At 70.8% G+C, this 23,344-nt stretch carries 18 protein-coding genes; 8 read left to right on the top strand and 10 right to left on the bottom strand.

The features are described 5' to 3' along the window. The first annotated feature begins 50 nt into the window (after window positions 1–50). A complete protein-coding gene (locus STRVI_RS13405; RefSeq protein ID WP_014056193.1) occupies window positions 51–644 on the top strand; it encodes a TetR family transcriptional regulator in 594 nt (197 codons plus the stop codon). A gap of 57 nt (window positions 645–701) precedes the next feature. Here STRVI_RS13405 and STRVI_RS13400 read toward each other — a convergent pair whose 3' ends face one another. Beyond that, a complete protein-coding gene (locus tag STRVI_RS13400) occupies window positions 702–1,166 on the bottom strand; it encodes a winged helix-turn-helix transcriptional regulator (RefSeq protein ID WP_014056192.1) in 465 nt (154 codons plus the stop codon). A gap of 114 nt (window positions 1,167–1,280) precedes the next feature. Here STRVI_RS13400 and STRVI_RS13395 point away from each other — a divergent pair, with 114 nt between their 5' ends. The 4 genes from STRVI_RS13395 (at window position 1,281) to STRVI_RS13385 (ending at window position 5,506) form a co-directional block, all read left to right on the top strand. Next, window positions 1,281–2,513: an MFS transporter gene (locus STRVI_RS13395; protein ID WP_014056191.1), complete on the top strand. Its 1,233-nt coding sequence runs from the start codon at window positions 1,281–1,283 to the stop codon at window positions 2,511–2,513. Between the two features lie 512 nt (window positions 2,514–3,025). Then, a complete protein-coding gene (locus tag STRVI_RS13390) occupies window positions 3,026–4,255 on the top strand; it encodes a helix-turn-helix domain-containing protein (RefSeq protein WP_014056190.1) in 1,230 nt (409 codons plus the stop codon). A gap of 55 nt (window positions 4,256–4,310) precedes the next feature. Further along, window positions 4,311–4,604 carry a hypothetical protein gene (locus STRVI_RS47790; RefSeq protein ID WP_078505237.1) on the top strand — a complete coding sequence of 98 codons (294 nt, stop codon included), beginning with the start codon at window positions 4,311–4,313 and terminating at the stop codon, window positions 4,602–4,604. Window positions 4,605–4,765: 161 nt separating this feature from the next. Continuing rightward, entirely contained in the window at window positions 4,766–5,506 is a 741-nt protein-coding gene (locus STRVI_RS13385; protein WP_014056189.1) for a class I SAM-dependent methyltransferase, read from the top strand. Between the two features lie 61 nt (window positions 5,507–5,567). Here STRVI_RS13385 and STRVI_RS13380 read toward each other — a convergent pair whose 3' ends face one another. Continuing rightward, a complete protein-coding gene (locus STRVI_RS13380) occupies window positions 5,568–6,767 on the bottom strand; it encodes an IS256 family transposase (RefSeq protein WP_014056188.1) in 1,200 nt (399 codons plus the stop codon). A 2,598-nt stretch (window positions 6,768–9,365) separates the two neighbouring features. Here STRVI_RS13380 and STRVI_RS13375 point away from each other — a divergent pair. Beyond that, complete coding sequence (locus STRVI_RS13375; RefSeq protein ID WP_014056184.1) at window positions 9,366–9,569, top strand: hypothetical protein; 204 nt, start codon at window positions 9,366–9,368, stop codon at window positions 9,567–9,569. A 156-nt stretch (window positions 9,570–9,725) separates the two neighbouring features. Next, entirely contained in the window at window positions 9,726–9,869 is a 144-nt protein-coding gene (locus STRVI_RS52620) for a hypothetical protein (RefSeq protein ID WP_014056183.1), read from the top strand. Between the two features lie 956 nt (window positions 9,870–10,825). Here the strand turns inward: STRVI_RS52620 and STRVI_RS13370 are convergent. Together STRVI_RS13370 and STRVI_RS13365 are read right to left on the bottom strand one after the other, a co-directional pair. Beyond that, window positions 10,826–11,044, bottom strand: coding sequence for a hypothetical protein (locus tag STRVI_RS13370; protein ID WP_014056182.1), 219 nt, complete (start codon window positions 11,042–11,044; stop codon window positions 10,826–10,828). A gap of 286 nt (window positions 11,045–11,330) precedes the next feature. Then, entirely contained in the window at window positions 11,331–11,567 is a 237-nt protein-coding gene (locus STRVI_RS13365) for a hypothetical protein (RefSeq protein ID WP_014056181.1), read from the bottom strand. Between the two features lie 306 nt (window positions 11,568–11,873). On the opposite strand from STRVI_RS13365, the gene STRVI_RS13360 reads away from it, so the two are divergent. Continuing rightward, window positions 11,874–13,265, top strand: a complete 1,392-nt coding sequence (locus STRVI_RS13360; RefSeq protein WP_014056180.1) for a serine/threonine-protein kinase — start codon at window positions 11,874–11,876, stop codon at window positions 13,263–13,265. A 3-nt stretch (window positions 13,266–13,268) separates the two neighbouring features. Here STRVI_RS13360 and STRVI_RS13355 read toward each other — a convergent pair whose 3' ends face one another. The 6 genes from STRVI_RS13355 to STRVI_RS13330 all read right to left on the bottom strand — a co-directional run bounded on the left by STRVI_RS13355 (window position 13,269) and on the right by STRVI_RS13330 (window position 23,250). After that, window positions 13,269–14,087: a TrmH family RNA methyltransferase gene (locus tag STRVI_RS13355; protein WP_014056179.1), complete on the bottom strand. Its 819-nt coding sequence runs from the start codon at window positions 14,085–14,087 to the stop codon at window positions 13,269–13,271. An 80-nt stretch (window positions 14,088–14,167) separates the two neighbouring features. Further along, a complete protein-coding gene (gene cobA / locus STRVI_RS13350; protein WP_014056178.1) occupies window positions 14,168–15,388 on the bottom strand; it encodes a uroporphyrinogen-III C-methyltransferase in 1,221 nt (406 codons plus the stop codon). Window positions 15,389–15,540: 152 nt separating this feature from the next. Continuing rightward, entirely contained in the window at window positions 15,541–19,758 is a 4,218-nt protein-coding gene (gene cobT, locus STRVI_RS13345; protein WP_014056177.1) for a nicotinate-nucleotide--dimethylbenzimidazole phosphoribosyltransferase, read from the bottom strand. 280 nt (window positions 19,759–20,038) lie between these two features. Continuing rightward, entirely contained in the window at window positions 20,039–21,292 is a 1,254-nt protein-coding gene (cbiE, locus tag STRVI_RS13340) for a precorrin-6y C5,15-methyltransferase (decarboxylating) subunit CbiE (RefSeq protein ID WP_014056176.1), read from the bottom strand. Window positions 21,293–21,574: 282 nt separating this feature from the next. Beyond that, window positions 21,575–22,219, bottom strand: coding sequence for a GNAT family N-acetyltransferase (locus STRVI_RS13335; protein ID WP_014056175.1), 645 nt, complete (start codon window positions 22,217–22,219; stop codon window positions 21,575–21,577). A 209-nt stretch (window positions 22,220–22,428) separates the two neighbouring features. Then, window positions 22,429–23,250, bottom strand: a complete 822-nt coding sequence (locus tag STRVI_RS13330) for a MetQ/NlpA family ABC transporter substrate-binding protein (RefSeq protein WP_014056174.1) — start codon at window positions 23,248–23,250, stop codon at window positions 22,429–22,431. Window positions 23,251–23,344 lie beyond the last annotated feature (94 nt).

Below are 23,344 nucleotides of genomic sequence, written 5' to 3'. Positions count from 1 at the left end.
GCCGGGGCCGGGAGCCGCGCGGCGCGGTTCGTACGGAACGGCGAGCGCTGATGCGTCCGGGTTCGGGCCCCCTTGACGCCGAGACCATCCTGACGGCCACGGAGGACGTGCTGCGCCGCCATGGACCGGCGAAGGCCACGGTGCTGGACGTGGCGCGGGTTCTGGGAGTCAGCCACGCCAGCGTCTACCGGCACTTCCCGTCCAAGGCGGCGCTGCGCGAAGCCGTGACCCGGCGCTGGCTGGGCCTGGCGCGCGAGCCCCTCGCGACGGTCGCGGCCGACACCCGGCAGGCCCCGCCCGAGCGACTGCGCACCTGGCTCACCACGCTGTTCGCCGCCAAGCGGAAGCTGCTGTCCGAGGACCCGGAGCTCTTCGCCACCTACCGGGTCCTGGCGGCCGAGCACAGTGACGCGGCCGCCGACCATGTGGCCGATCTGATCGAGCAACTGCGCGTCATCATCGCCGACGGCGTCGCCAGCGGTGACTTCACTTCCCCCGACCCCACCGCGACGGCGCGGACCGTCTTCGACGCCACGACGGCCTACCACCACCCCGCGCACGCCCCCGAGTGGCAGACCCCGGGCGCCGAGGCCGCCTTGGAGTCCGTCTGCGCCCTGCTCATCAACGGCCTGCGCTCTCGCTGATCCCTTGAACGCGGCGCGCGTAGGGACGGTCTGTGCGGTGGATGGCCGCAGGACGAGTCAGCCCGCGCCGTCCGCACTGCTGAGCTTCTCGACGATGGTCTCGTCCGGGCCGACGGGGCGTCCGTCGCTGGAGCGGATCTCCAGCGGGCTCAGCGGGTGCCCGTTCCGACGGTCGAGGAGTCGCGAGTGCTCCTCCCCTGGGCCGAAGCAGTGCGTCTCGCCCCACTGGCGCAGCGCCACGACGACGGGGAAGAGCGCGCGGCCCTTTTGCGTGAGCACGTATTCCTGGTAACGGCTGCCGTCGGAGGCGGGCACCGTTTCCATCACTCCGGTCTGCTCCAGCGTGCGCAGCCGGCTGGTGAGGATGTTCTTGGCGATGCCCAGGCTTCGCTGGAACTGGCCGAAGCGGCGACTGCCGTCGAACGCGTCGCGCACGATCAGCAGGGACCACCAGTCGCCGATGGCGTCGATCGACCGGGCAACGGGACACGGTTCGGCGTCGAATCGCGTACGGGCGACCATCGCACTTCCTCCTCGCAATATATCTGGCTGGAACACAGCCTGGTTGCAACATGCTACCTCCTGACCTAAGGTCCGGCAGGTAGCAACTTGCAACCATCAATGAGGGGGCGCCGCATGCCGAGCGACTGCTCGACGGCCGACGGTCGGACGGCCGTGAACACCGCACTCGCTCCGTCCGGGCCGCCATCCGCGCGCCTGGTCCTGATCTTCGCCATTGCCTGCGGCAGCGCGGTGGCCAACGTCTACTTCGCCCAGCCCCTGCTGGTCACGCTCGGCGAGCAGTTCGCGCTCGGCCCCGGCCTGCTCGGCGCCATCGTCGCGATCACCCAACTCGGTTACGCCGCAGGTCTGTTCCTACTCGTCCCGCTCGGCGACCTCATCGACAGGCGCAGGCTGATCACACTCCAGCTCGGCCTGCTCACCACCGCGCTGCTGATCGCGGGTCTGGCACCCGGGACCGCCGCGCTGCTCACCGCCCTCGCGGCGGTCGGTGCGCTCGCCGTCGTCGCCCAGACGATGGTCGCCGCAGCGGCCCACCTCACCGCTCCCGCCTTTCGGGGGCGGGTCGTCGGAGCGGTCACCAGCGGGGTGATCACCGGCATTCTGCTGGCCCGCACCGTGGCGGGCGTCGTGGCCGACCTGGCCGGATGGCGCGCCGTCTACTTCCTCTCGGCCGTGGTGACCGCGACGCTCGCCGTGCTCCTGCGCCTCGCCCTGCCGACCGGCCGGCCGCCGACGGTCACCATGCCGTACCGGCGTCTCCTGGCATCAACCGTCGTCCTGTTCGCCCGCCACCCCCTGCTCCGGGTCCGCGGCATGCTGGCGCTGCTGGTCTTCGCGGCCTTCAGCACGCTATGGAGCAGCGTCGTCCAGCCGCTCAGCAGTCCCCCCTGGTCGCTGACGCACACCGCGATCGGCGCGTTCGGACTCGCCGGAGCGGCCGGAGCCGCGGCCGCGGGTGCCGCCGGCCGATGGAACGACCGCGGCCTCGCCCAGCGGACCACGGGCACCGCACTCGTCCTGCTCACCGTGTCGTGGCTCCCCCTGGCCTTCACCCGGCAGTCGCTCTGGGCCCTGGCCATCGGAGCGGTCCTCCTGGACTTCGCCGTCCAGGCCGTGCACGTCACCAACCAGTCCCTCATCTACGCCGTCCACCCGGACGCGGGAAGCAGAATCATCGGCGGCTACATGGTCTTCTACTCGGCCGGCAGCGCCCTCGGCGCCATCGGTTCCTCCGTGGCGTACGCGACGGCCGGATGGACAGCGGTGTCCGCCCTGGGAGCGGCATTGAGCTGCGCAGCCCTGCTGCTGTGGGCGACGACCCGGCACCTGGGCCCAGTGGCGTGACGTCCTGCCCCCCACTGCGGCCAAGCGCGATGACGAACGTGGCCGACGGACTTGTCCGGGCGATCATGCAACCGGGGTGTGCCTGCGCAACGATGACGACAGGTGGGGACTTGGGAGCCCGACAGCAACGAGGGCGGCAAGGAGACGCTCTCCAGCCCGGCGAGACCGGCCGCCAGAAGCGACCGACGTCCGCCTCGGCTTGGATGGGGAGGGGCACCCTCGAGCGCGCACGCTGGCCGCTCCCGTCCGTGGCCGCGCTGGTCGCCCCGTGCCGCCTGCTGCTGTCCCTGTGGCAGCTCACCAGCCGATGACACGGCAACGCCCGACGCTCGCGGCCACGCAGGGGGCGCGGGGGCGCCTTTGTCATTACCGCCGCACTTCTTGCCCTGTAGCGCTCCACACCCCTCTCGCACCCTGGGTACCGTCTGAGATATACGCCTGACGGATGGAGCACGGATGCATCGTCGCCCGCTTGAACCCCGCTGGCGCCACACCACAAAGGGGGCGCACTGATGTTGGAAGAAGCCGAGGAGATCGGCCGTCGCGCACGTCGCGCACGGCTCCGTCTCGGGATGCCCCAGGCCGACCTCGCCGCCACCCTGGGGAAGTCTCAGGGGTGGGTGTCGAAGATGGAACGCGGCCTCATCGAACTTGACCGGGTCGGCCTGCTCAATCTGCTCGCCGCCGAGCTCCATGTGCACCCGAACGACTTGATCGGCCGTCCGTACAACAGCTCGCCAGAAGAGAATCAATGGCAGGTCGTCGCGTCATCCGTCCTGCGCGAGCTGCGCCGGTACGACCTCGCCCCCATTTTCGACGGCACCCCGCGGCCTGCTGGTCAGCTCTGGCAGGAGACCACCCGACTGCACCGCCTACGCGACGCAGCGGCGAACGTGGCGATCATGCAGGTGCTTCCCGACCTGTTCCGTGAAGCTCGCGCCCTCGCCGAGGTGTCCACCGGCCATGAGCGCGAGGAAGCTTTCGCGATCTACGCCGTGTGCTGCAAGTTCGCGCACACCGCCGCACACGCCCTCGGCCACCCCGAATTGGTCGCCATGGCCTGTGAACGAGCCGCATGGTCGGCCCGGCTGTCCGGCGACTCCGTCATGCCGGCCATGGCCGACTGGATGCGGGTATGGGACATGTGGGCAACCGCAGATTGGGCGGACGCCGTCGCCCTCTCGGACAAGGCGCTACAAAGCGTGCAGCAGGGTTACGACCAGGGCGAACCGCTGGCCATCCGCGCATGGGGATCGCTGCAACTGCGCGCGGCAGTCTCGGCAGCACGGGGTGGACGCCGAGCAGAGGCCGAGGACCGCATCGCGCACGCCAGGGACGCCGCAGATCGGTTGGGCGAATACTCCGGTCCTCCGGTGTACGACCGGCATTCGCTCACGTTCTCGCCGGGCAACGTGCAGATTCACGCCATCAGCGTTGCGCTTGAGATGCGCGAGCAGCGAAGGGCTCTGGCCATAAACCGGAAGACCGGTTCGGAACTTGTCGCCGGGCTCCCCAACTCCCGTCAGGGGCACCACCACATGGACCTAGCCCGCGCGTGGCTTTGGGATGGCAACCGGGACAAGGCGTTGAAGGAACTGGAGCAGGCCGAACGCATCGCGCCCCAGCTCATCCGCAACCACCCCATTGCGCGGTCAACTCTGCGCAGCCTCGTCTACGCCGAACGAGCGACCACCCGCGAGAAGCTGCGCCGCATGTCAGACCGCTTTCACCTCGACGGATGAGGGCGATATTCCTGCGGTTCATATTCGGCTGCCGCCCCGCTCCTAGCTTCGGAGCATGGCTGAACAGACCTCGAAGCAACTTCCCGCGCAGGGCGCCGAGTTAAGCGCAGGCGCCCCGTTTCACCCCCGGCTCGGCGACCTCGTCTCAGACCTCGCGGAGAAAGGGCGGATCGGCGTCGTCGTCGCTGTGCCGAGCCCAAGCTCGGCGTCCTACCACCTGCGCCCGCCGGGAGGTGGTCGGGAATGGTCGGCCCCGTCCAGCGGTACCACCTTGCGCCCCGTGCCCGTGCCGGTCACGCACCGTCTCCGGGCTGAGGGCCGCTACGGCGGGCTGCGTGAGCACCATTGACAAGTAGGTAGTTGGGGCACCGCAGCCCTTGTTTGGCCCGCTCGCATGGGCACTCTCGGTCGTGCACGCGTAGCAGGCCGGCGGGGAAAGAGAAATTGTCAATACTTGTGGATGGCTCATCAGCAACGGTAGGTGGTGAGTTCCGCGGCATACTGTCAGTCGTGACGACGTATGACCGCATCGGTGCGACCTACAATCACACGCGACGCCCCGACCACCGGATCGCTGTCAAGATCCACGAGGCGCTCGGCGATGCCAGCACTGTCATCAACGTCGGTGCTGGCGCCAGCTCCTACGAACCGCCGCACACCGTCCTGGCGGTTGAACCCAGTGCAGTGATGATCGCCCAACGTCCAGCCGGATCCGCGCGGGCCCTGCAGGCATCCGCAGAGTCGATCCCCATCGCCGACAACTCGGCCGACGCCGCGATGGCCATCCTGACTGTGCACCACTGGACGAACCTGGAAGCCGGTATCGAAGAACTCCTTCGGATTGCCCGGCAACGCGTCGTCATCTTCACTTGGGACCAGGCCATCTTCCGCAGGTTTTGGCTGCTGGACGAGTACCTGCCCGAGGTAGCCGCGTTCACCGACACACGGAGCGTCCTCATCGATCGGCTGATTGCGCTGCTGGGAGACGCCCGCGTCGAGACGGTCCCGATTCCGCACGACTGCACCGACGGATTCGGCGCCGCCTTCTGGCGCCGACCTGCGGCATACCTCGATCCGAACGTGCGAGCTGGCATCTCGATGCTCGCCCAGACCGGCGAGGAGGTCGTCCTCCCGGGTCTGGCCCGGCTGTCCAGCGACCTATCCTCTGGCCTGTGGCACGAACGCCATGCTGACCTGCTCGACTGCGAAACACTAGACGTCGGCTACCGACTTCTCGTAGCGGACCTTTAGACGCAGGCGGGCGATCCGACTCAACACTCAGGCAGATCTGTACTTCTGCAGAGGGACTTGTTCATGCCGCGAGGTTCTCGGGTCGTTCGACGAGGTGGCCGCGCTCGAAGCGGGACCCGGCGCGGACAAGAGCAACGAGATGGGGCGCGTTCACGGCCCGCCACCGGGCCTGGGCGGACTCGATGAGCTTGAAGACCACGGCCAGTGCGGCGGCCCGGGAGCCTGCGCCTTTGGTGACCTTGGTCCGCAGTCGCACGGTGGCGAAGGTCGACTCGATCGGGTTGGTGGTCCGCAGGTGGAGCCAGTGCTCGGCGGGGAAGTCGAAGAACGCCAGCAGCTCGTCCTCGTCGTCTGTGATCCGCTTGACGACCTTGGGGTACTTCGCCCCGTAGGCCCGCTCGAAGTCGCGGACGGCCCTGGCCGCGTGTTCCTTGTCCTCGGCGTTGTAGATCTCCTGGATCGCACGCTTGGCCGCGGGCTGGGCGGACTTCGGGAGGGCGTCGAGCACATTGGCCGTTTTGTGAACCCAGCACCTCTGATGACGGGTGTTGGGGAACACCTCGTTCAGCGCGTTCCAAAAGCCGAGTGCGCCGTCGCCGACGGCCAGGACCGGACCACGCATACCCCGGCGCGCGCAATCCCGCAGCAGGCCCGCCCACGCCTCGGACGATTCGCGGTAGCCGTCTGTCATCGCGATCAGTTCCTTCATGCCGTCCGCGCGCACGCCCATCAGCACCAGGACCGCGGCTTTCGCCTCCTCCAGGCGTATGCGCAGGTGGACGCCGTCGGCCCAGACGTAGACGTAGTCCGTGACGGACAGATCACGGTCCATGAACGCGGTGTGGTCGGCCTGCCACTGCGCGGTCAGCCGCGTCACGGTCGCCGACGAGAGGCCGGCCGAGGAACCGAGGAACTGCTCCAGCGCGGGCACAAAGTCACCCGAGGACAGACCATGCAGGTAGAGCAGCGGCAGCACCTCGCTGATCTTCGGGGACTTGCGGCACCACGGCGGCAGGATTGCCGAGGAGAACCGCTTGCGCTCGCCACTCGCCTCGTCTGTGCGCCTGTCGTTCACCCGCGGGGCCCTGACCTCGACTGTCCCGGCGGCCGTGGTGACCTTCCGCGGCTGGTGGTAGCCGTTGCGCACGACCAGACGGCGACCGTCGCGAGCCGCCAACATCCGCCGAGCACCCTCGCGGACGATCTCGTCGATCAAGGAGCCGTCTCGCATGGAGTCGTCGCCATTCACTACGGTGAGCACGGGCGTGCCTTCCCGACCGACGCGACAACGTCGGCCTACTCGATGACCATCACAGGATCATTCGGGAAGGTACGCCCTTCGCGCGTCTCCCCGACATTGATCCACAGGTCATGAGCATTGCTCGGCGGGAAAGCCGCTGTCCTGTAGTGCTTCAGCGATGATTCCGACCGTACTCATGCGCGCGCACGGCGAGGCAGCCGACCCCGCACGACTCGCCGTGCGCCTACTCGCCAACGCCTACTGCCGTGCATGGGACTACGGAGACGTGCCCGAGGGCGCAGCGCCGCAGGTTCTCGCCGTGCGTTACACGCTGCACGACGGCACGCCCGAGCCCGCGCCCGCCTCGCGTCACACGTCATACCCGCACGTCAGAGAGATACCCGCTGCCCCCTGACGCTCCCGCGCATGACGCGCGTGGGACGCTCCGCACGACGCAGGCACGACACCGACGCCCTGCCGCACCACACTCCGGTGGGCGCCGCACGACCGGACGCCCCCCGCCCTCGCGTGACGCGTCGTTCGTCAACTCCCATGCCGCAGGCGCAGGTGTACGCGCGGCAGTTAGCCACCAGCGCAGTACGGTCACCAGCAAAACCCTCAGTTGTGACGTTGGGCGGCAAAGCCGCTTGCGCTCAAGGGGCGTAGTAGCCTCGAAGGGCGCTTGTGTGTCAGCATGCCAACATACGTATGCACGATACGGCAGAGACCCTGCCCTCCCGTCGGCTCCACCCGGCGGACTGCGAGGACAGGGCCACTGTCCGGCGTGGTGAGCCCTGGCTGACGTCTCAGCTGGGGCTCTCCCCTTTCAGAGCCATTTCTCCCAGATCCACACGGTCACGAGGAACACCTCGCAGGCCGTAGAGACCCTCTCCGAAGAGACATGCGGTCGTACATGGCTCTGCCACCGGTCCCTTAGCCAACGGATCGGCTTCAAGACCGCGTCTCCCTCCTGGCTCCCCGTCAGGAATCCAGCGGTTACGGAAGTCCGGCTCCCGACCGTGAAGGCACAGCTTGTACCTTCACGTGCGAGGGACAAGCCGAGGCCCTCGAAAAGGGCGGCGTGAGCACAACGTTGACCCCTCTCACATGGGTTTGTCGAGGGTGTCTGACCCCTTCAGCAGGGAACCGGCAGGTATGTCGTTCTCGTCCTTGAATCACGCAATCACAGCGAAGCGACACGAACACCTAGTGCGCTTGCTTCGCACATCGAATATGTGATCGAATAGCGGGCGTCTCCGGTGTGCCCGAAAACGGCACGCGAGAGTGCAGGCCAAACGCCCTGTCGCACACCGCGTCGGGGCGTTTCGCATGCCCGCCCGCCGCGAGGAGGTGACCGCCCATGGCGCGACACATCAACGACAACTACCGCGAGCAGGTGCGCCGCCTCCACGCGCAGGGCCCTGAGACGAGATCACCGGAGGCATCGTGGCAGCCTCTCAACCGTGTCCGTAATCGTTCAGAACGTATTCAGCGGATCGAGCTCACGTGCCACAGTTAGGCAGCTGTCGACGAAGTCACGTGCAGCACCAGGTGTAACGGTGTTGGCGCTGTGCACAGCTTGGTTGCGCAGCTTACGCAACCGATCGAAAACGGTTGTGGCACTTGGAGGGAGTCCCAGCAGCCTCAGCGCCTTCCCCAAGTCCAGCGGGCTGGGGTTTGCAGGCAGCAGGATGGCTCGCGCCCGGAGGGCGTCCAGGCACAAGGTGCTGAGCACATTCCACGCTGTGACCACGGCTCCAACGGCTGAAGCGTCAACCATGTCCCGGGCATCTCTGAACTCCGCAAGCCACGTGGGAGCTTGGCCTCCGGCAGCACTTGGGGCCTCCAACGCAGGAGCTTGACGCGGGTCAGGAAGCAGCGGCGGGAATACCGGTGGTGCGTAATCAGTGTCCAGCCTCACAGAGGACGGTGGCTCAGCGAGCGGAGGTTCGGGCGCAGGAGTTGGAGGCGGAGGCGGCGGCGCCTCGGTCGCCGTAGGAGGCGGGGATTGCCCCGCATTCTGCCGAAACCACGGCGGGGGCTTGGGCAAGTCGAACGGTTCATTGATGGGCACCTGGTGCTCGTTCCCTGCAGGTTCATTGATGGGCGCCTGGTACTCGTATCCTGCATCTGAAGACGTCGGTTCCCTCCGTGGCGTCTGCTCCTCTGGCTCAGGGAAAGGAGACCGCAACGGCTGGTCGGCGGTAGCAACGTCCTCCGCTTGGTTTAGTACGTCCCGCGCCTCCGCCGCGAACTCGATCGCCCCGGCTGGGGTCTCGACCCGTGTCATCCGCGTAAATGCCGCCCGCAACTGCACGCGTAAGGCACCCATTGGCGCGTCCCGCTCACAGCCGACCACTACCTCACCGACGCCTGGAAGCTGTGGAAGGCGCTGGCCGAGGTCGTCCACGCCGAATACGGACTCCTGCCCGAGGGTCGACAGCTCTGCGACCGCTGCCAGCTGCCCACCGACGAGCCGATCCCGGTTAAGGCGGAGGACAGTGGCAGCGCCGTCGGCAGGACCAGGTACGCCTGCCCCGCCCATGCGCCGCTCTACGAGAAGCGCCGGCACCCGAGAAGCCTCCCCAGCGCGACCGCGACGGAGCACGAGGGGCGCCGATGAACGGGAGCCAACAGGCCGCCACGGAACCGGGCCTCGCCGATATCGACCCGACCACGCTCACCCGTGAGCAGCTTCAGGGCTGGCACTGCGCCCTGTGCGGGATGACGCTCGGCGCGGACCGGCCTCTAGGCAGGGTCACGATCACGCGGGGCGCGACGCACACGACCTACGAAGTGTGGGCCTGCGCCCCCCTGCACTGAGAGCTCCACCAGCCCGGCCGCCGAAACCGAGTGGATCGCGGCCCTGGAGCACGCCGCGGGCTGCCTGGCCTGCCGGACGCCTGGCGACGGCTGTTCGGAAGGTGAGCGCCTGCTGGCCGCCTACGAGACGGCATTCCGGCAGGAGCGGTGAACTGCATGAAGCACCGTCGACAGTCGCCCGCCGCCAGGGTCGGACTGCTTGCCTTCCGTGCCGCCCGTCTGGGCCTCCTGCTCGGCGCGATCCCCGCGTCGGTGGTGCTCGCCGTCTACCTCTGCATCGCTGGCACCCCGGCCCCATAGACCGGGCGGTCGTCGGAGTTCCGGGCCCCCGTACCGGACGACGGCACCGGCGACCGCCCCGCCCGTCCGCCCCCATGAGCCCATGGGGGCGGACGGGCACCCACCACATCAGCCCCTACCTGGAGACCTGTTCCGGTGACCACCACACCGAACCGACCCACGGTGCCATACATCGCGCAATGGAGCGGCGAGGCACCAATCGAGCGGCCCGCGATACTCGCGAGCATCCACGGAATCGCATCCGACAAGGAGACGCCAGCAGATCGAGACGCGCGGGGTGTGCTGTGGAGCCGGAACACAACCGCGCAGGGCGTAGGCCAACCGATACTCGGATCTGTTCATCCACAGCGGCAGCGCGTCGCCATGGAAGTGCTCTTGTGCCAAGTGTGCGGCGGCCTCGCCGATCAGGACGAGCGGGGCACGCTGTGGCTGCTGGAGGACCGCCGCGGCGACTGGGAGGGGTGGCCGGAGGATCTGCTGACCGCCCATCCACCCGTGTGCCGTCCGTGCGCACAAGTGGCAGTGCGCGCCTGCCCGAATCTCCGTGGTCGGTACGTCGCCGTGCGTGTAGGCGAAACGGATGTCTGCGCGGTGATCGGGGTTCACCCACACCCTGACCCGACAGGGGCTTGTGCCAGGTCCGCGGGATGCCGTCGCGCTCACCTCGCCCGCGATCCGATGGACAGTCGCGGGGCAACTCGTCCGCGGACTCAACGCGTGCACAGTCGTTACCTTATGAGCCGCTTATAGAGACACGCACCGGGCCCCGTCCGCATCGCTCCCCAGCGATTCGGACAGGGCCCGTTTGATGCCCGGACGCTGGACACTGTTGCGGGTGTTTTACCGCAACAGGTGCCCAGCTGTCCGGGCATTCGTGCCGTCCGCCGCACCCCCGTCCCCACGGGGTTAATGGCCGGAAGTCCCCGGCCCGGGCCGCTCTCCCAGGCCTGGGGCGCTCAGCGCCCCAGCATTCCGGCCACGGACGACGCTTGTGTGACGACGGCTTCCCAGCCGCCGAAGGTGATGGTCAGGAGGATGGCCATCGGCAGCACCATCGCCGCCGCGACCAGAGGGTGGCGGGTGCCGGTCTGCGGGCCGCCGAAGGCGTCGGCCGCGGCGCGAATGGACCTGCGACGACGCGTGTGGATGACCGTGCGTCCAGCCGTGTCCGCCATCGTCCCTCCTCCGTCACATCTGGGGGCGGCGAGCGTCTGACCTCGGGGGACGAGTGCTGCGCCCGCCGCTTGAGCACAACATTAGGCGCGCAGCCCGGTCCTCGGCGTCATGCCTTCGTACCGATTGCCGGGCCTCCCGGAGGATGACCCCGGGAGGCGTCGACTACTCCCCTGGGTGGAGATGCGCCCTCACGCCTTGGGGTCTTCCCGGAGGGGTCCGGGAAATCGATCCTTCCGGAGCCCTTCCGGGGCCCCCGGAGTGTGCCCCTCCGAGCGCGTGCGAGCTCTACTCACCCTCTCCCTCCTCGCCCCGCGGCACCGGCTGCTCGACCAGTGCCAGGACGCGATTGGCCATAAAGCGGGCCGTCCGCACCACGGACCCATTACGGGTGACTTCGCTCACTTCCACCACCCCCCGCCGGACCGCTGTCTCGACCCTCCGGCCCGCCCTGCCGGCCACCACTTCATACGTCCGCGTCGTGTCCCCCGCATCCACGACTATCTCCACACGATCACCCTTCACGGTCTCAATCCCCCTTCTGAGACGGCATCTTGAGATCACGCAGCACGGACCCGAGCGTGGATTGCCACGGTTCCGGCCCACTTCTCCAGGATCTCAGGCACCACTGACAATCCATCGGCCGACGCATGCGCGGCCTCTCAGCGCGCGGGGCCGTCAATCCGTAAGCTGTGCACGTCAGACGGACAGCGACGGACAACAGCGGCGGACTGACGGCAGATCAGCGGCAAACGGCAAGCAGACGGCAGCGGATGGGGCTCCCCACCAGGGGTTAAGGGAGGGGCTCCCCACCGGAGGTAGGGGACGGACATGGCGATGATGCGGCTCCGGCGCGAGGACCCGCGTGTCGTCGGTTCCTTCCGGCTGCACCGGCGGCTCGGCGCGGGCGGCATGGGGGTGGTCTACCTCGGCTCCGACCGGCGCGGTCAGCGGGTGGCCCTGAAGGTGATCCGGCCGGATCTCGCCGAGGACCGGGAGTTCCGGTCACGGTTCGCCCGGGAGGTCTCGGCCGCGCGGCGGATCCGCGGCGGCTGTACGGCCCGGCTGGTGGCCGCCGACCTGGAGGCCGACCGCCCCTGGTTCGCCACCCAGTACGTACCCGGCCCCTCCCTCCACGACAAGGTGAACGAGGAGGGCCCGCTGCCCGCCGCCCAGGTCGCGTCGATCGGGTCGGCGCTGGCGGAGGGGCTATTGGCGGTCCATGAGGCGGGGGTCGTTCACCGTGACCTCAAGCCCTCGAACATCCTGCTGTCCCCCAAGGGCCCGCGCATCATCGACTTCGGCATCGCCTGGGCGACCGGGGCCAGCACCCTCACCCACGTCGGCACGGCGGTCGGCTCGCCCGGCTTCCTCGCGCCCGAGCAGGTGCGGGGCGCGGCGGTGACCCCGGCGACCGATGTCTTCGCGCTGGGCGCGACGCTCGCGTACGCCTCGACGGCGGACTCTCCGTTCGGGCACGGCAGTTCCGAGGTGATGCTGTACCGGGTGGTGCACGAGGAGCCGCAGCTGCTGGGCGTCCCCGACGCCCTGGCACCGCTGCTCCACGCCTGTCTGGCGAAGGATCCGGAGGACCGGCCGAGCACCCTGCAACTGTCGCTGCGGCTCAAGGAGATCGCGGCGCGCGAGGCGCACGGGCACGACGCCGGGGGCTACGGCGGCGGGCCGGGCCGCCCTCCGGCGCGGCACCCCGAGGCGTACGCCGACCAGCACACGGAGCGGCGCCCGGGCAGTACGCCGGCACCGCGGAACGGGTCCCCGTCCTCGCGGCCGGGAGCCAGTACGGGCGGGGCCTCGGGCCGCCCCACGGGGCGGAACACCCCCGCGCGTCCGGCGCAGGCGCAGCGCCGGGGCCCGCGGCCGCCCGCACGCACGGACCGCTCGGGGCGCCCGGTCAACACCGTTCGCACCTCGCCGGGCGGACGCCGCCCCAGCGGCCCGAACCGCCGGCTGCTGCGGCAGCGGCTGACCGTGTTCGTCGTGGTGACGCTGCTGGTGGCGCTGGGGATCGCGGCGGCGCAAGGCTGCCAGGGCCCGGCGAACGGCCTGGGCGCGCCGCACGGGCCTACGGGGTCGGTCTCGTCGGCGGCGTCGCACGGGCCGACCGAGTCGGTCTCGTCGGCGGCGTCGCACTCGGTGGAGGAGCCGACCTCGGCGGAGGCGGAGGCGGCGGCCGCGGCGGCGGCCGGGCCGGACGGCCGGTAAAGGTCAGAGCCCCGGTCTGCCCGAGGTGACGGCGTAGAAGGCGACCGCCGCCGCCGCGCCCACGTTGAGCGAGTCCACACCGTGGGCCATCGGGATACGGACCCACTCGTCGGCGGCCATCAGCGCCTGGGTGGAGAGCCCGTCGCCCTCCGCGCCCAGCATCAGCGCGACCCGCTCCAGGCGGTGCGGGGCCGCGTCGTCGATGGTGGTGGCCTTCTCGTCGGGGGTCAGGGCGAGGATCTTGAACCCGGCGTCCCGGACCGCCTCCAGCCCGCGCGGCCAGCTCTCCAGGCGGGCGTACGGCACGGAGAAGACGGCGCCCATGGAGACCTTGACCGAGCGCCGGTAGAGGGGGTCGGCGCAGTCCGGGGAGAGGAGCACGGCGTCCATGCCGAGGGCCGCCGCGCTGCGGAAGATGGCGCCGGTGTTGGTGTGGTCGTTGACGGATTCCATGATGGCGACGCGCCGGGCGTTCTGAAGGACCGACTCCGCGTCCGGCAGCGGCTTGCGCTGCATGGAGGCCAGGGCGCCGCGGTGGACGTGGTAGCCCGTGACGCGTTCGGCCAGTTCGGGGCTGACGGCGTAGACGGGGGCGGGGACGTCCTCGATGACGTCCCGCATCACATCGACCCACTTGGACGACAGCAGCATCGAGCGCATCTCGTAGCCGGCGAGGCGGGCGCGCCGGATCACCTTCTCGCCTTCGGCGATGAACAGGCCCTCGGCCGGTTCCCGCTTGCGTCGCAGCTCCACATCGGTCAGACCCGTGTAGTCGCGCAGCCGCGGGTCGTCCGGATCATCGACGGTGATGAGATCAGCCACTTAAGTGATACTGCCTTGTCCTGGATGCGGTGCCAATGAGCCCGACGCGAATAAGTTACCGGCGGTTACGTCCGCTTACGTCAGCGGTGGTCACGGGACGAGAGGGCGACGACATCGCCGATCACGACGACCGCCGGAGGCCGTACGCCCTCGGTCGCGGCCTTCTCCCCGACGGTGGCGAGGGTCGCGTCCACCCGGCGCTGGGCCGGAGTGGTGCCCTCCTGGACCACGGCGACGGGGGTGTCGGCCGCCCGGCCGTGGGCGACGAGGGTCGCGGCGATGGCGCCGATCTTCTCCACGGCCATGAGCAGCACCAGCGTGCCGCGCAGCCGGGCCAGCGCCGCCCAGTCCACCAGAGAGCTGGGGTCGTCGGGCGCGACATGGCCGCTGACCACCGTGAACTCATGCGCGACGCCCCGGTGGGTCACCGGGATCCCGGCCGCGCCCGGGACGCTGATGGAGCTGGAGATGCCGGGAACGACGGTGCACGGGATACCGGCCTCGGCGAGCGCCTCCGCCTCCTCCATGCCGCGCCCGAACACGAAGGGGTCGCCGCCCTTGAGGCGGACGACCGACTTGCCCGCCTTGGCGTGCTCGATCAGCGCGTTGTTGATCGCCTCCTGGGCCATGAAACGGCCGTACGGGATCTTCGCCGCGTCGATCACCTCGACATGCGGCGGGAGTTCATCGAGCAGATCGCGCGGGCCGAGCCGGTCGGCCACCACCACGTCCGCCTCGGCGAGGAGACGGCGGCCGCGCACGGTGATCAGGTCCGGATCGCCCGGTCCGCCGCCCACCAGCGCCACCCGCGGGCCACGGCTGCGGTGGCGGGGCGCGGCGAGGGTGCCGTCGCGCAGCCCCTCCACCACGGCGTCCCGGACGGCGGCGGAGCGGCGCGGGTCCTGTCCGGTGAGCACGGCGACGGTGACGCCCTCGCTCCGCCCGGTGGCCGGAGTCCAGGCGGAGGCGGCCTCGGCGTCGTCGCTGCGGACGCACCAGATGCGGCGCGCCTCGGCCTCGGCGGACGCGGTGGCGTTGGCCTCCGGGTCGTCCGTGGTGATCAAGACGTACCAGGCGCCCTCGAAGTCGCCCTCCTGGTAGCGGCGGCGCTCCCAGCGCACCTCCCCCGCCTCGGCCATGGCCTCGACGGAGGCGGTGGCGGACGGCGAGATCAGCAGGATGTCCGCACCGGCCGCTATCAGCGCGGGCAGCCGGCGCTGGGCGACCTGCCCCGCCCCGAGGACGACCACACGCCGCCCGGAAAGGCGCAGTCCGACGGGGTATGCGAAGTGTTCGGACATGGCGGTGCGGCTCTCCTCGGGCGAATGCGCGGCCGCTGCGGCGCTGGAGCGGCTGATCGACTGGGGCTTGATCGACTGAAGCTTGCTCGACTGGGGCTTGATCGGCTCTGGTGCGGAGCCCCCGCCGACACCCTACGCGGCGGGGGCGCGCATCAGTTTTTCTCCGTGACCCCTGCGGAGTCGAACGTGGCCACCTCGTGCATCGCCCGTGCGGCGCTCTGCACCACCGGGAGGGCGAGCAGCGCCCCGGTGCCCTCGCCGAGCCGCAGATCCAGGTCCACCAGAGGGCGCAGGCCCAGCTTGTTCAGGGCCGCCACATGGCCCGGTTCGGCGCTGCGGTGGCCCGCGATGCAGGCCGCCAGCACCTCGGGCGCGATGGCCCGGGCGACCAGCGCGGCGGCGCCCGCGCTCACCCCGTCCAGGATCACGGGCGTACGCAGCGAGGCGCCGCCCAGCAGCAGCCCGGTGATCGCGGCGTGCTCCAGGCCGCCGATCGCCGACAGGACGCCGATGGGGTCGGCCGGATCGGGCTGGTGCAGCTCGAGACCGCGCCGTACGACATCGATCTTGCGCGCGTGCATCTCGTCGTTGATGCCCGTGCCGCGCCCGGTCACCTCGGCGGGGTCGGCGCCGGTGTAGATGGAGACCAGGGCGGCCGACACGGTGGTGTTGGCGATCCCCATCTCTCCGCTGAGCAGCGCCTTGTTCCCGGCGGCCACCAGATCGCGGGCCGTCTCGATGCCCACCTCGATGGCGCGCAGCACCTCCTCGCGGGTGAGCGCGGGGCCGACGGTGAAGTCTCCGGTGCCGGCCCGCACCTTGCGCGGCAGCAGCCCGGGGGTGCTGGGCAGATCGCTCGCCACCCCGACGTCCACGACGCACACCTCGGCGCCCACCTGGGCGGCGAAGGCGTTGCAGACCGCGCCGCCGCCCAGGAAATTGGCCACCATCTGGCTGGTGACCTCCTGCGGCCAGGCGGTGACGCCCTGGGCGTGCACCCCGTGGTCGCCCGCGAAGATCGCGACGGCCGCGGGCTCCGGGATCGGCGGCGGGCACTGCCGGGACAGCCCGCTCAACTGGGCGGAGATGATCTCCAGCATGCCGAGCGCACCGGACGGCTTGGTCATCCGCTTCTGCCGCTCCCACGCCTCGCCGAGCGCCTTGGCGTCCAGCGGGCGGATGCCCCGCAGGGTCTCCTGGAGCAGATTGTGCGGATCGCCGCCTGGCAAGGCGCGGCGGCCGTACGTCTCCTCGTGGACGACCCAGGACAGCGGGCGGCGCTTGGACCACCCGGCCTTCATCAGCTCCGGCTCCTGCGGGAACTCGTCGACATACCCGACGCACAGATACGCCACGATCTCCAGATGGTCGGGCAGCCCGAGCTCCCGCACCATCTCGCGCTCGTCGAAGAAGCTGACCCAGCCGACGCCGAGGCCCTCGGCGCGGGCGGCGAGCCACAGGTTCTCCACCGCGAGCGCGGAGGAGTACGGCGCCATCTGCGGCTGGGTGTGCCGGCCGAGGGTGTGGCGGCCACCGCGGGTGGGGTCGGCGGTGACGACGATGTTGACCGGGGTCTCGAGGATGGCCTCGATCTTCAGTTCCTTGAACTGCTTGGCCCGGCCCTTGGGGAGGGACTTGGCGTACGCGTCCCGCTGGCGCATGGCCAGCTCATGCATGGCGCGCCGGGTCTCCGCCGAGCGGATGACGACGAAGTCCCATGGCTGGGAGTGGCCCACGCTGGGCGCGGTGTGCGCGGCTTCGAGGACGCGCAGCAGCACCTCATGCGGGATGGGGTCGGACCGGAAGCCGTTACGGATGTCCCGGCGCTCGCGCATCACACGGTGGACGGCGGCGCGCTCGGCCTCGTCGTACCCCTCGGCGCGGGGGCCGATGGGGATGGGGATCGGCTCGGGCTCGATCTCGGTGTCGGCGTCGGCGTCGGTCCCGGGCTCCGGTGTGGATTCCTGGGCCGCTTCCGCCAGGGGGTCGGTGGCCGTTTCGGGATCCATTTGTGGCTCGGGCTCCGGCTCGGAGGTGGTCGCCTCGGGGTCGTCCGTGGCTGTGGGCTCGACGGCTTCCGGGTCCGTGGGCTCCGGTTCGGCGGTCCCGGCCTCGGGCTCGGGGGTTTCGGTCGCGCCGGTCTCGGGCTCGGCGGCTGCGGGCTCGGCGGCTTCCGGGCTATCGGCCTCAGCGGTACCGGCCTGCGGCTCCGTGGCTTCCTGCTCGGTGGTCTCGGGCTCCGTGGCTTCCTGCTCGGTGGTCACGGGCTCCGTGGCTTCGGCTTCGGGTGCCGTCTCGGGCGTCGTGGCCTCGGGCTCGGTGGGCTGGGCTTCCGCCTCCGCCTCGGGCTCCGCCGTGGGCTCGGTGGCTTCGGCTGCGGCCTCGGGCGCTGCCTCCGGCGCTGCCTCGGGCGCCGCTTCCGCATCCGGCTCGGCGGGCGCCGCCTCGGCCTCTGCGGTCTCGGGTGCCTCCGCCTCAGCGGCTTCGCTCTCGGTAGCCTCGGCCTCCGGGGTGTCCACCGCTTCGGCCTCGGGAGCCCGCTCCTCCGGGGACTGCTCCTCAGCGTCGGCCTCGGCCACGGTCTCCGCCTCGGCGATCATCTCGGGCTCGGGCTCCGGCTCGGGCTCCGGCTCGGCCGCCGCCTGCTCAGGCATCTCGGCGGGCTCCGCCGGCGTCGCTGCCTCCGCCTCCGGTACGACCTCCGCTTCGGGCGCGGCCTCGGCCTCCGGCTCGACGGGCGCCTCCTGCTGAGGCGTCTCGGCAGCGACCGGTTCCTCTGCGGCGGGCTCCTCGGGCTGAGGCGCCTCGTCGGCCACTATCGAGAGCGCCGGGTCCACGGCGGCCTGCTCCACCGTTTCGGCGGGCTGATCCGGGAGTTCCTCGGCGGCGGGGGCGTACGGCTCCTCGGCCGTGACCGGCTCATGGGCGAGCTGCGCCGGGATCTCCGGTACGGCCTCCGCGACCGGGGCGGGAGCGGGCTGGGCGTCGGGATGTTCGGTGACGGGCTCGGCCTTCGCCTGGGCCGGGATGTCGACGACCTGCTCCTCGGCCACGGCGGCCTCTGGGGCGGGCTCCATGACGGGCTCCCCGGCCTGGGCCGGGATGGTCGCGCCCGCGCCCAGCCGGTGCGGGTCCGCGACCGCCGGGTCCCCGTACGCCTGGTCCATCGCGACCGGCTGTGCCTCCGGCGCCATCGCCTCGGGCTGGACGAACTGCTCGGGAGCGGGCTCCGCTTCGGGCCCCTCCGCGACCTGAGGCTCCTCGGCCGTACCGGCCGTCTCCGCGGTAGCGGGAGCGGGCGCGGCGGCCTGCGCGGCCTGCTGCGCAGGCGGCGTGGAGTCCCAGGCGTCCCCCGGCTGCGGGGCGTCGACCATCTGCGGGAGGTCCGCGAGCTGGGGCCCGGGGAGCCGACTCAGGTCGTCGGGCTGCGGGGTGAAGTACTGCGGCCCGGCGGCGTACTGGGGCGCGGTGGAGTAGTCGGCCGCCAGCGGCTGCTCGAGCATGACCGGCTGATCGGGAACGACGAACTGCTCGGGCGCGGCAAACTGCTCAGGCGTGGCGAACTGCTCGGACTCGGCGAACTGCTCAGGAACGGCAAACTGCTCGGACTCGGCGAACTGCTGCTCGGGCCCGGCAAAGTGCTCGGGCCCGGCGAACTGCTCTGACTCGGCAAACTGCTCGGACTCCGCGAACTGCTGCTCGGGCCCGGCAAAGTGCTCGGGCCCGGCGAACTGCTGCTCCGCCATCCCGCCCTGCTCAGGCGCCGGAACGCCCTGCTGCGGCCCCGCCCCGTACTCGGGCTGGGTCCCGACCTGGTGCGGCACCTGCGGCTCCGGTACGGCCTGCGGCTCGGGCTCCGGCTGGCGTACGGGCGCGGCGTGCCGGCCCGCGGCCGGGCCCCGGTCGGCGAGCGAACGCACCACGCCGTTGGAGGTGTCGGGCACCGGCGGGCCCATGTGGAGCGGCCGCCGGGCGGGGGCGGCGGGCGCCGCGTACGCGGCCTGGGCGGGGGCCGACTGCGGTACGGGCTGCTCCGCCACGGGCTGCGGCTCGGGCATCTGGGTCTCGGCGTACGCGGCGGCGCCGGGGTCGAGCACACCCGCCTCGTACGCCCCGGTCTGGTACTGGGCCTGCTGCTCGCTCCAGGCGCCCTGGGCGCCCGGCATCAGCAGCAGATCGTCCTCCTCCCCGACGTGTTCGGGCCCGTCGAGGAAGGTGTAGGCGGCGCCGGGAGGGACACCGGGATGCGGCTGTTCGATGTAACCGGCGTCGGCAGGCGGGGCATGGACATCCGCCGGGTGCGGATGTCCGAGTCGTCCGCCTGCGTTCTCCGGCAGTCCCTCTCCCGGGACCTGGCCGGTGTCGGTCATGCGTACCCCTCGCCCATCGTTAGTGCTCCTTCCAACCGCCTACCGCCGAGAGCAAGCCCCCTGAGCAAGAACGAGCATGCGCCGTGCGCGGCACGTAGACACGCCCGAGGCTTGCCTACCGCCACCCCTTCAAGGAAGGGGCATTTTCCGGCCTTTGGCCAATAAAGCGCCGAACGCCGGGCAGCGGTACAGGCAGTACAACGATCCGCCAGCCTACCCCGGGCGGTGCCCGGGGCAGGTCACCGGGGCGAAGCTCGGGGCGAACGTCACAAGGACAAAATCACTGGTGCGGGCGGTGGCCGCAGAGCATGAAGGCGACCGCGCGCTCCCGTTCGGTCCAGCCCCGCGTGTCCAACTCGACGGACTGCAGCAGCACGCATTCGACGGCGTAGCCGCCGTCCTCCAGCGCCTGGCCGATGGCCTCCGCCTCGTCTCGGGTCGCGGCGTGGGTGACGATGCGCTCGGGGCGGCGCGCGGCGCACGCGGCGACGACGGACGCGCCCCCACCGCCGATCCGCACCGCATCCGGCTCCGGCAGGTCCTCCAGCACCTCGGGGGCGACGCCCTGGACGACCTGGAGCTGTACGCCGAAGCGGCGGGCCAGGGTGTCGGTGCGCTCGCAGGCGTCCGGGTCGCGGTCGACGGTGATGACGGCGGCGCCGAACCCGGCGGTCTCGACGGCCGCCGCGCCGCTGCCCGCTCCGATGTCCCAGACCAGGTCGCCCGGGCGGGGGCCGATACGGGCGAGTTGGAGGGCGCGCAGTTGCGGGGACTCGCTCTCGCCCAGCGCGGTCCCGTACGCGGGGCCGGGCAGCGCCCAGCCGCGGACGGTGCCCGGGTAGCCGGGGTCGCGTCCGGCGATCCAGCCGCCGCTCTGCAGCGCGCCGCGGGCGGCACCGGCCGCCGGGCCGCCGCGGACGGGAGTTATGCCGGAGCCGCCGATGACGATGACGACGTTGGGGTCGCGCCAGGCGTGGTCGGCGGCCTTGTCGGAGGTCAGGACGGTGACCTGCTCGCGTTCGGTGCCCAGCGCCTCGCAGATGACGAAGGTGCGGTGCACGGGGCCGAGCAGCAGTGCGAGTTCGGCGGGGCCGGCGCCGGGCGAGGTGAGGACGGCGACCTTGGTGTGGGCGCGGCAGACGTTGACCGCGCGGCGCAGGTCGCGGCTGTGGGCGACGACGACCTGGGCGTCGTCCCAGGGCATTCCGGCCCGGGCGAAGGCGGCGGCGACGGAGGAGACGGCGGGGACGACCTCGACCTCGAGTCCGTGCTCGGGGGCGCGCAGGGCGCGGACGACGCCGAAGAAGCCGGGGTCGCCGTCGGCCAGGACCACGGCGGAGCCGCGGTGCTGGGCGATCCTGCGGGCCGCGAGGTCCACGCTGCCGAGCCGGATCCGTTCGGCGCCGGGCGGGACTTCGGGCAGCGCCAGGTGGTGGGCGGCGCCGGCCGCGAGGGTGGCCGCCGCGAGGGCGGAGCGGGCCGCGTCCGTGAGCGGGGTGCCGTCCCAACCGATCACCGTGACGCGGTCGGCCATCGTCCTTGTTCTCCCCTATGTGTGGCGGGTCGGGTCTGTCGGTGCGTCGCGGTGGGTCGCGTGGTGTGCCTGTGAGGGTTCACGGGCGGGTCGCGGCCGGTGCGCCGCGGATGTGCGGGGCGCGGTCCCGGATGCGGCCGAGGCGCGGGTGTTCGGCGCGGACGAAGAGTACCCCGGCTGGTCCGGGCCGCCGGAGCGGGGGCGGGCGCGAGGGTGGTGCGCCGGGGGCGCGGGCGGCGCGAATGCGCCGGATCTCCGCCCCGGCCAGGGCGCGGTGGGGCGTCAGCCCCAGTCGGAGTAGGTGGGATAGACGCCGAAGCCCTCGGGCCCGGAGATCCGGTCGGGGGTGCCGTCGAGGTCCTCGGCGAGCAGACTCCAGACGATGAGGTCGGTGCGCATATCGGTCCAGCCGCCGTCCTCCGTCTGGGTGCGGGCTATCCAGGCGTGGCGCAACACGCCCTCGCTGATACAGCCGACCTTCTGGGCGACCTGCTGGGCGGCGGTGTTGCCGGCGGCGGTGCGCAGCTCCAGGCGCTCGAACTTCTGGTCCTGGAACAGCCAGCGGGCCACGGCCAGCACGGCCTCCGAGGCATAGCCCTCACCGCGCGCCCAGGGGGCGACGACATAGCTGGCCTCGGTGGCCAGCAATCTCCAGTCGGTATGGGTCAGATGCACGATGCCGACCAGCCGCTGGGTGAGGAATTCGGCGACCGCGAAGACGATTCCCCGACCGGTGGTCCGTTCCGCCGGGGCGAGCCGCAGCGCCTGGTCGCGGGCGTCGGAGGGGCTGTACGGATTGGGCGCCCGGGTCCAGGCGATGATGCTTTCGTCGTTCATCATGTCCGCGAGCGCGGGTATGTCCGCTTCCTCGAACGGGCGCAGCACCAGCCGTTCCGTGCTGATGGAGATGTCCGGGAAGGTGGTCATGCGCCGCTCCGTAACCGGGGGTCGTTTCAGGGCCGTAGAGAGGCCCAGCATGCAGCATCACGCAGGGAGAACGCAGCACGGGGGGTGAATCGGAAGGCCCCGCATCCGGTTGTGGTCCGGATGCGGAGCCCTGGGGATCCGCCGGTGGGCGGGAAGGTTGGCGCGATCGTTGCGGTGGTGTCGCGGTGGTGTCGCGGTGCGCCGCGAAATCAGAAGGACGCCAGCACGGAGCCCTGGTACTGGTCCTTGATGTACTTCTTCACCTCGGGGGAGGTGAGGAGCTTGGCCAGCTTCTTGACGCGCGGGTCGTCCTCGTTGCCCTTCTTCACGGCCAGGAAGTTGGCGTACGGGTTGTTCTTGGGCGACTCGAGGAGGATGGCGTCCTTGGCGGGCTTGAGGTGCGCCTCGATGGCGTAGTTGCCGTTGACGACCGCGGCGTCCACGTCGTCGAGCGACCGCGGGAGCTGGGCGGCCTCCAGTTCCTTGAACTTCAGGCCCTTGGGGTTGGTGACGATGTCCTTGGGGGTGGCCTCGTTGCCGACGCCGCTCTTGAGCTTGATGACCCCGTTCGCGTCCAGCAGCTTCAGCGCGCGGGCCTCGTTGACCGTGTCGCTCGGGACGGCCACGGTGGCGCCCTTCTTGAGCTCGCCGGCCTTCTTCACCTTGTGCGAGTAGAGGCCGAGCGGCTCGAGGTGCACGGTGACGACGGGCACGATGTCGGTGCCCTTCTTCTTGTTGAAGTCGTCCAGGAACGGCTGGTTCTGGAAGTAGTTGGCGCCGACCGAGCCGTCCTGGGTGGAGAGGTTCGGCGTGTTGTAGTCGGTGAACTCCCGGACCTCCAGCTTGAGGCCCGCCTTGTCGGCCAGGTGGTCCTTGACGTAGTTGAGTATCTCCGCGTGCGGGACCGGGCTCGCGGCGACGACCAGCGCGCCGTTCTTGTCGTTGGAGGACGAGGGACTGCAGGCGGCGGCGCCGAGGGCGAGCGCGCCGGCGGCGAGGACGGTGGTGACGGTCTTGGTGGTGTTACGCACGAAAAGTGCCTTTCTTCGAGGGCGCACGAATCCGCCGCGGGTGCGGAAGCGGAATGACGGGCGGGTGATACGGGGGGTACGGAGGCGGGTGGGG

Source organism: Streptomyces violaceusniger Tu 4113 (genome assembly GCF_000147815.2).
Taxonomy (GTDB): domain Bacteria; phylum Actinomycetota; class Actinomycetes; order Streptomycetales; family Streptomycetaceae; genus Streptomyces; species Streptomyces violaceusniger_A.
This window is presented reverse-complemented; position numbering and strand designations above follow the sequence as displayed.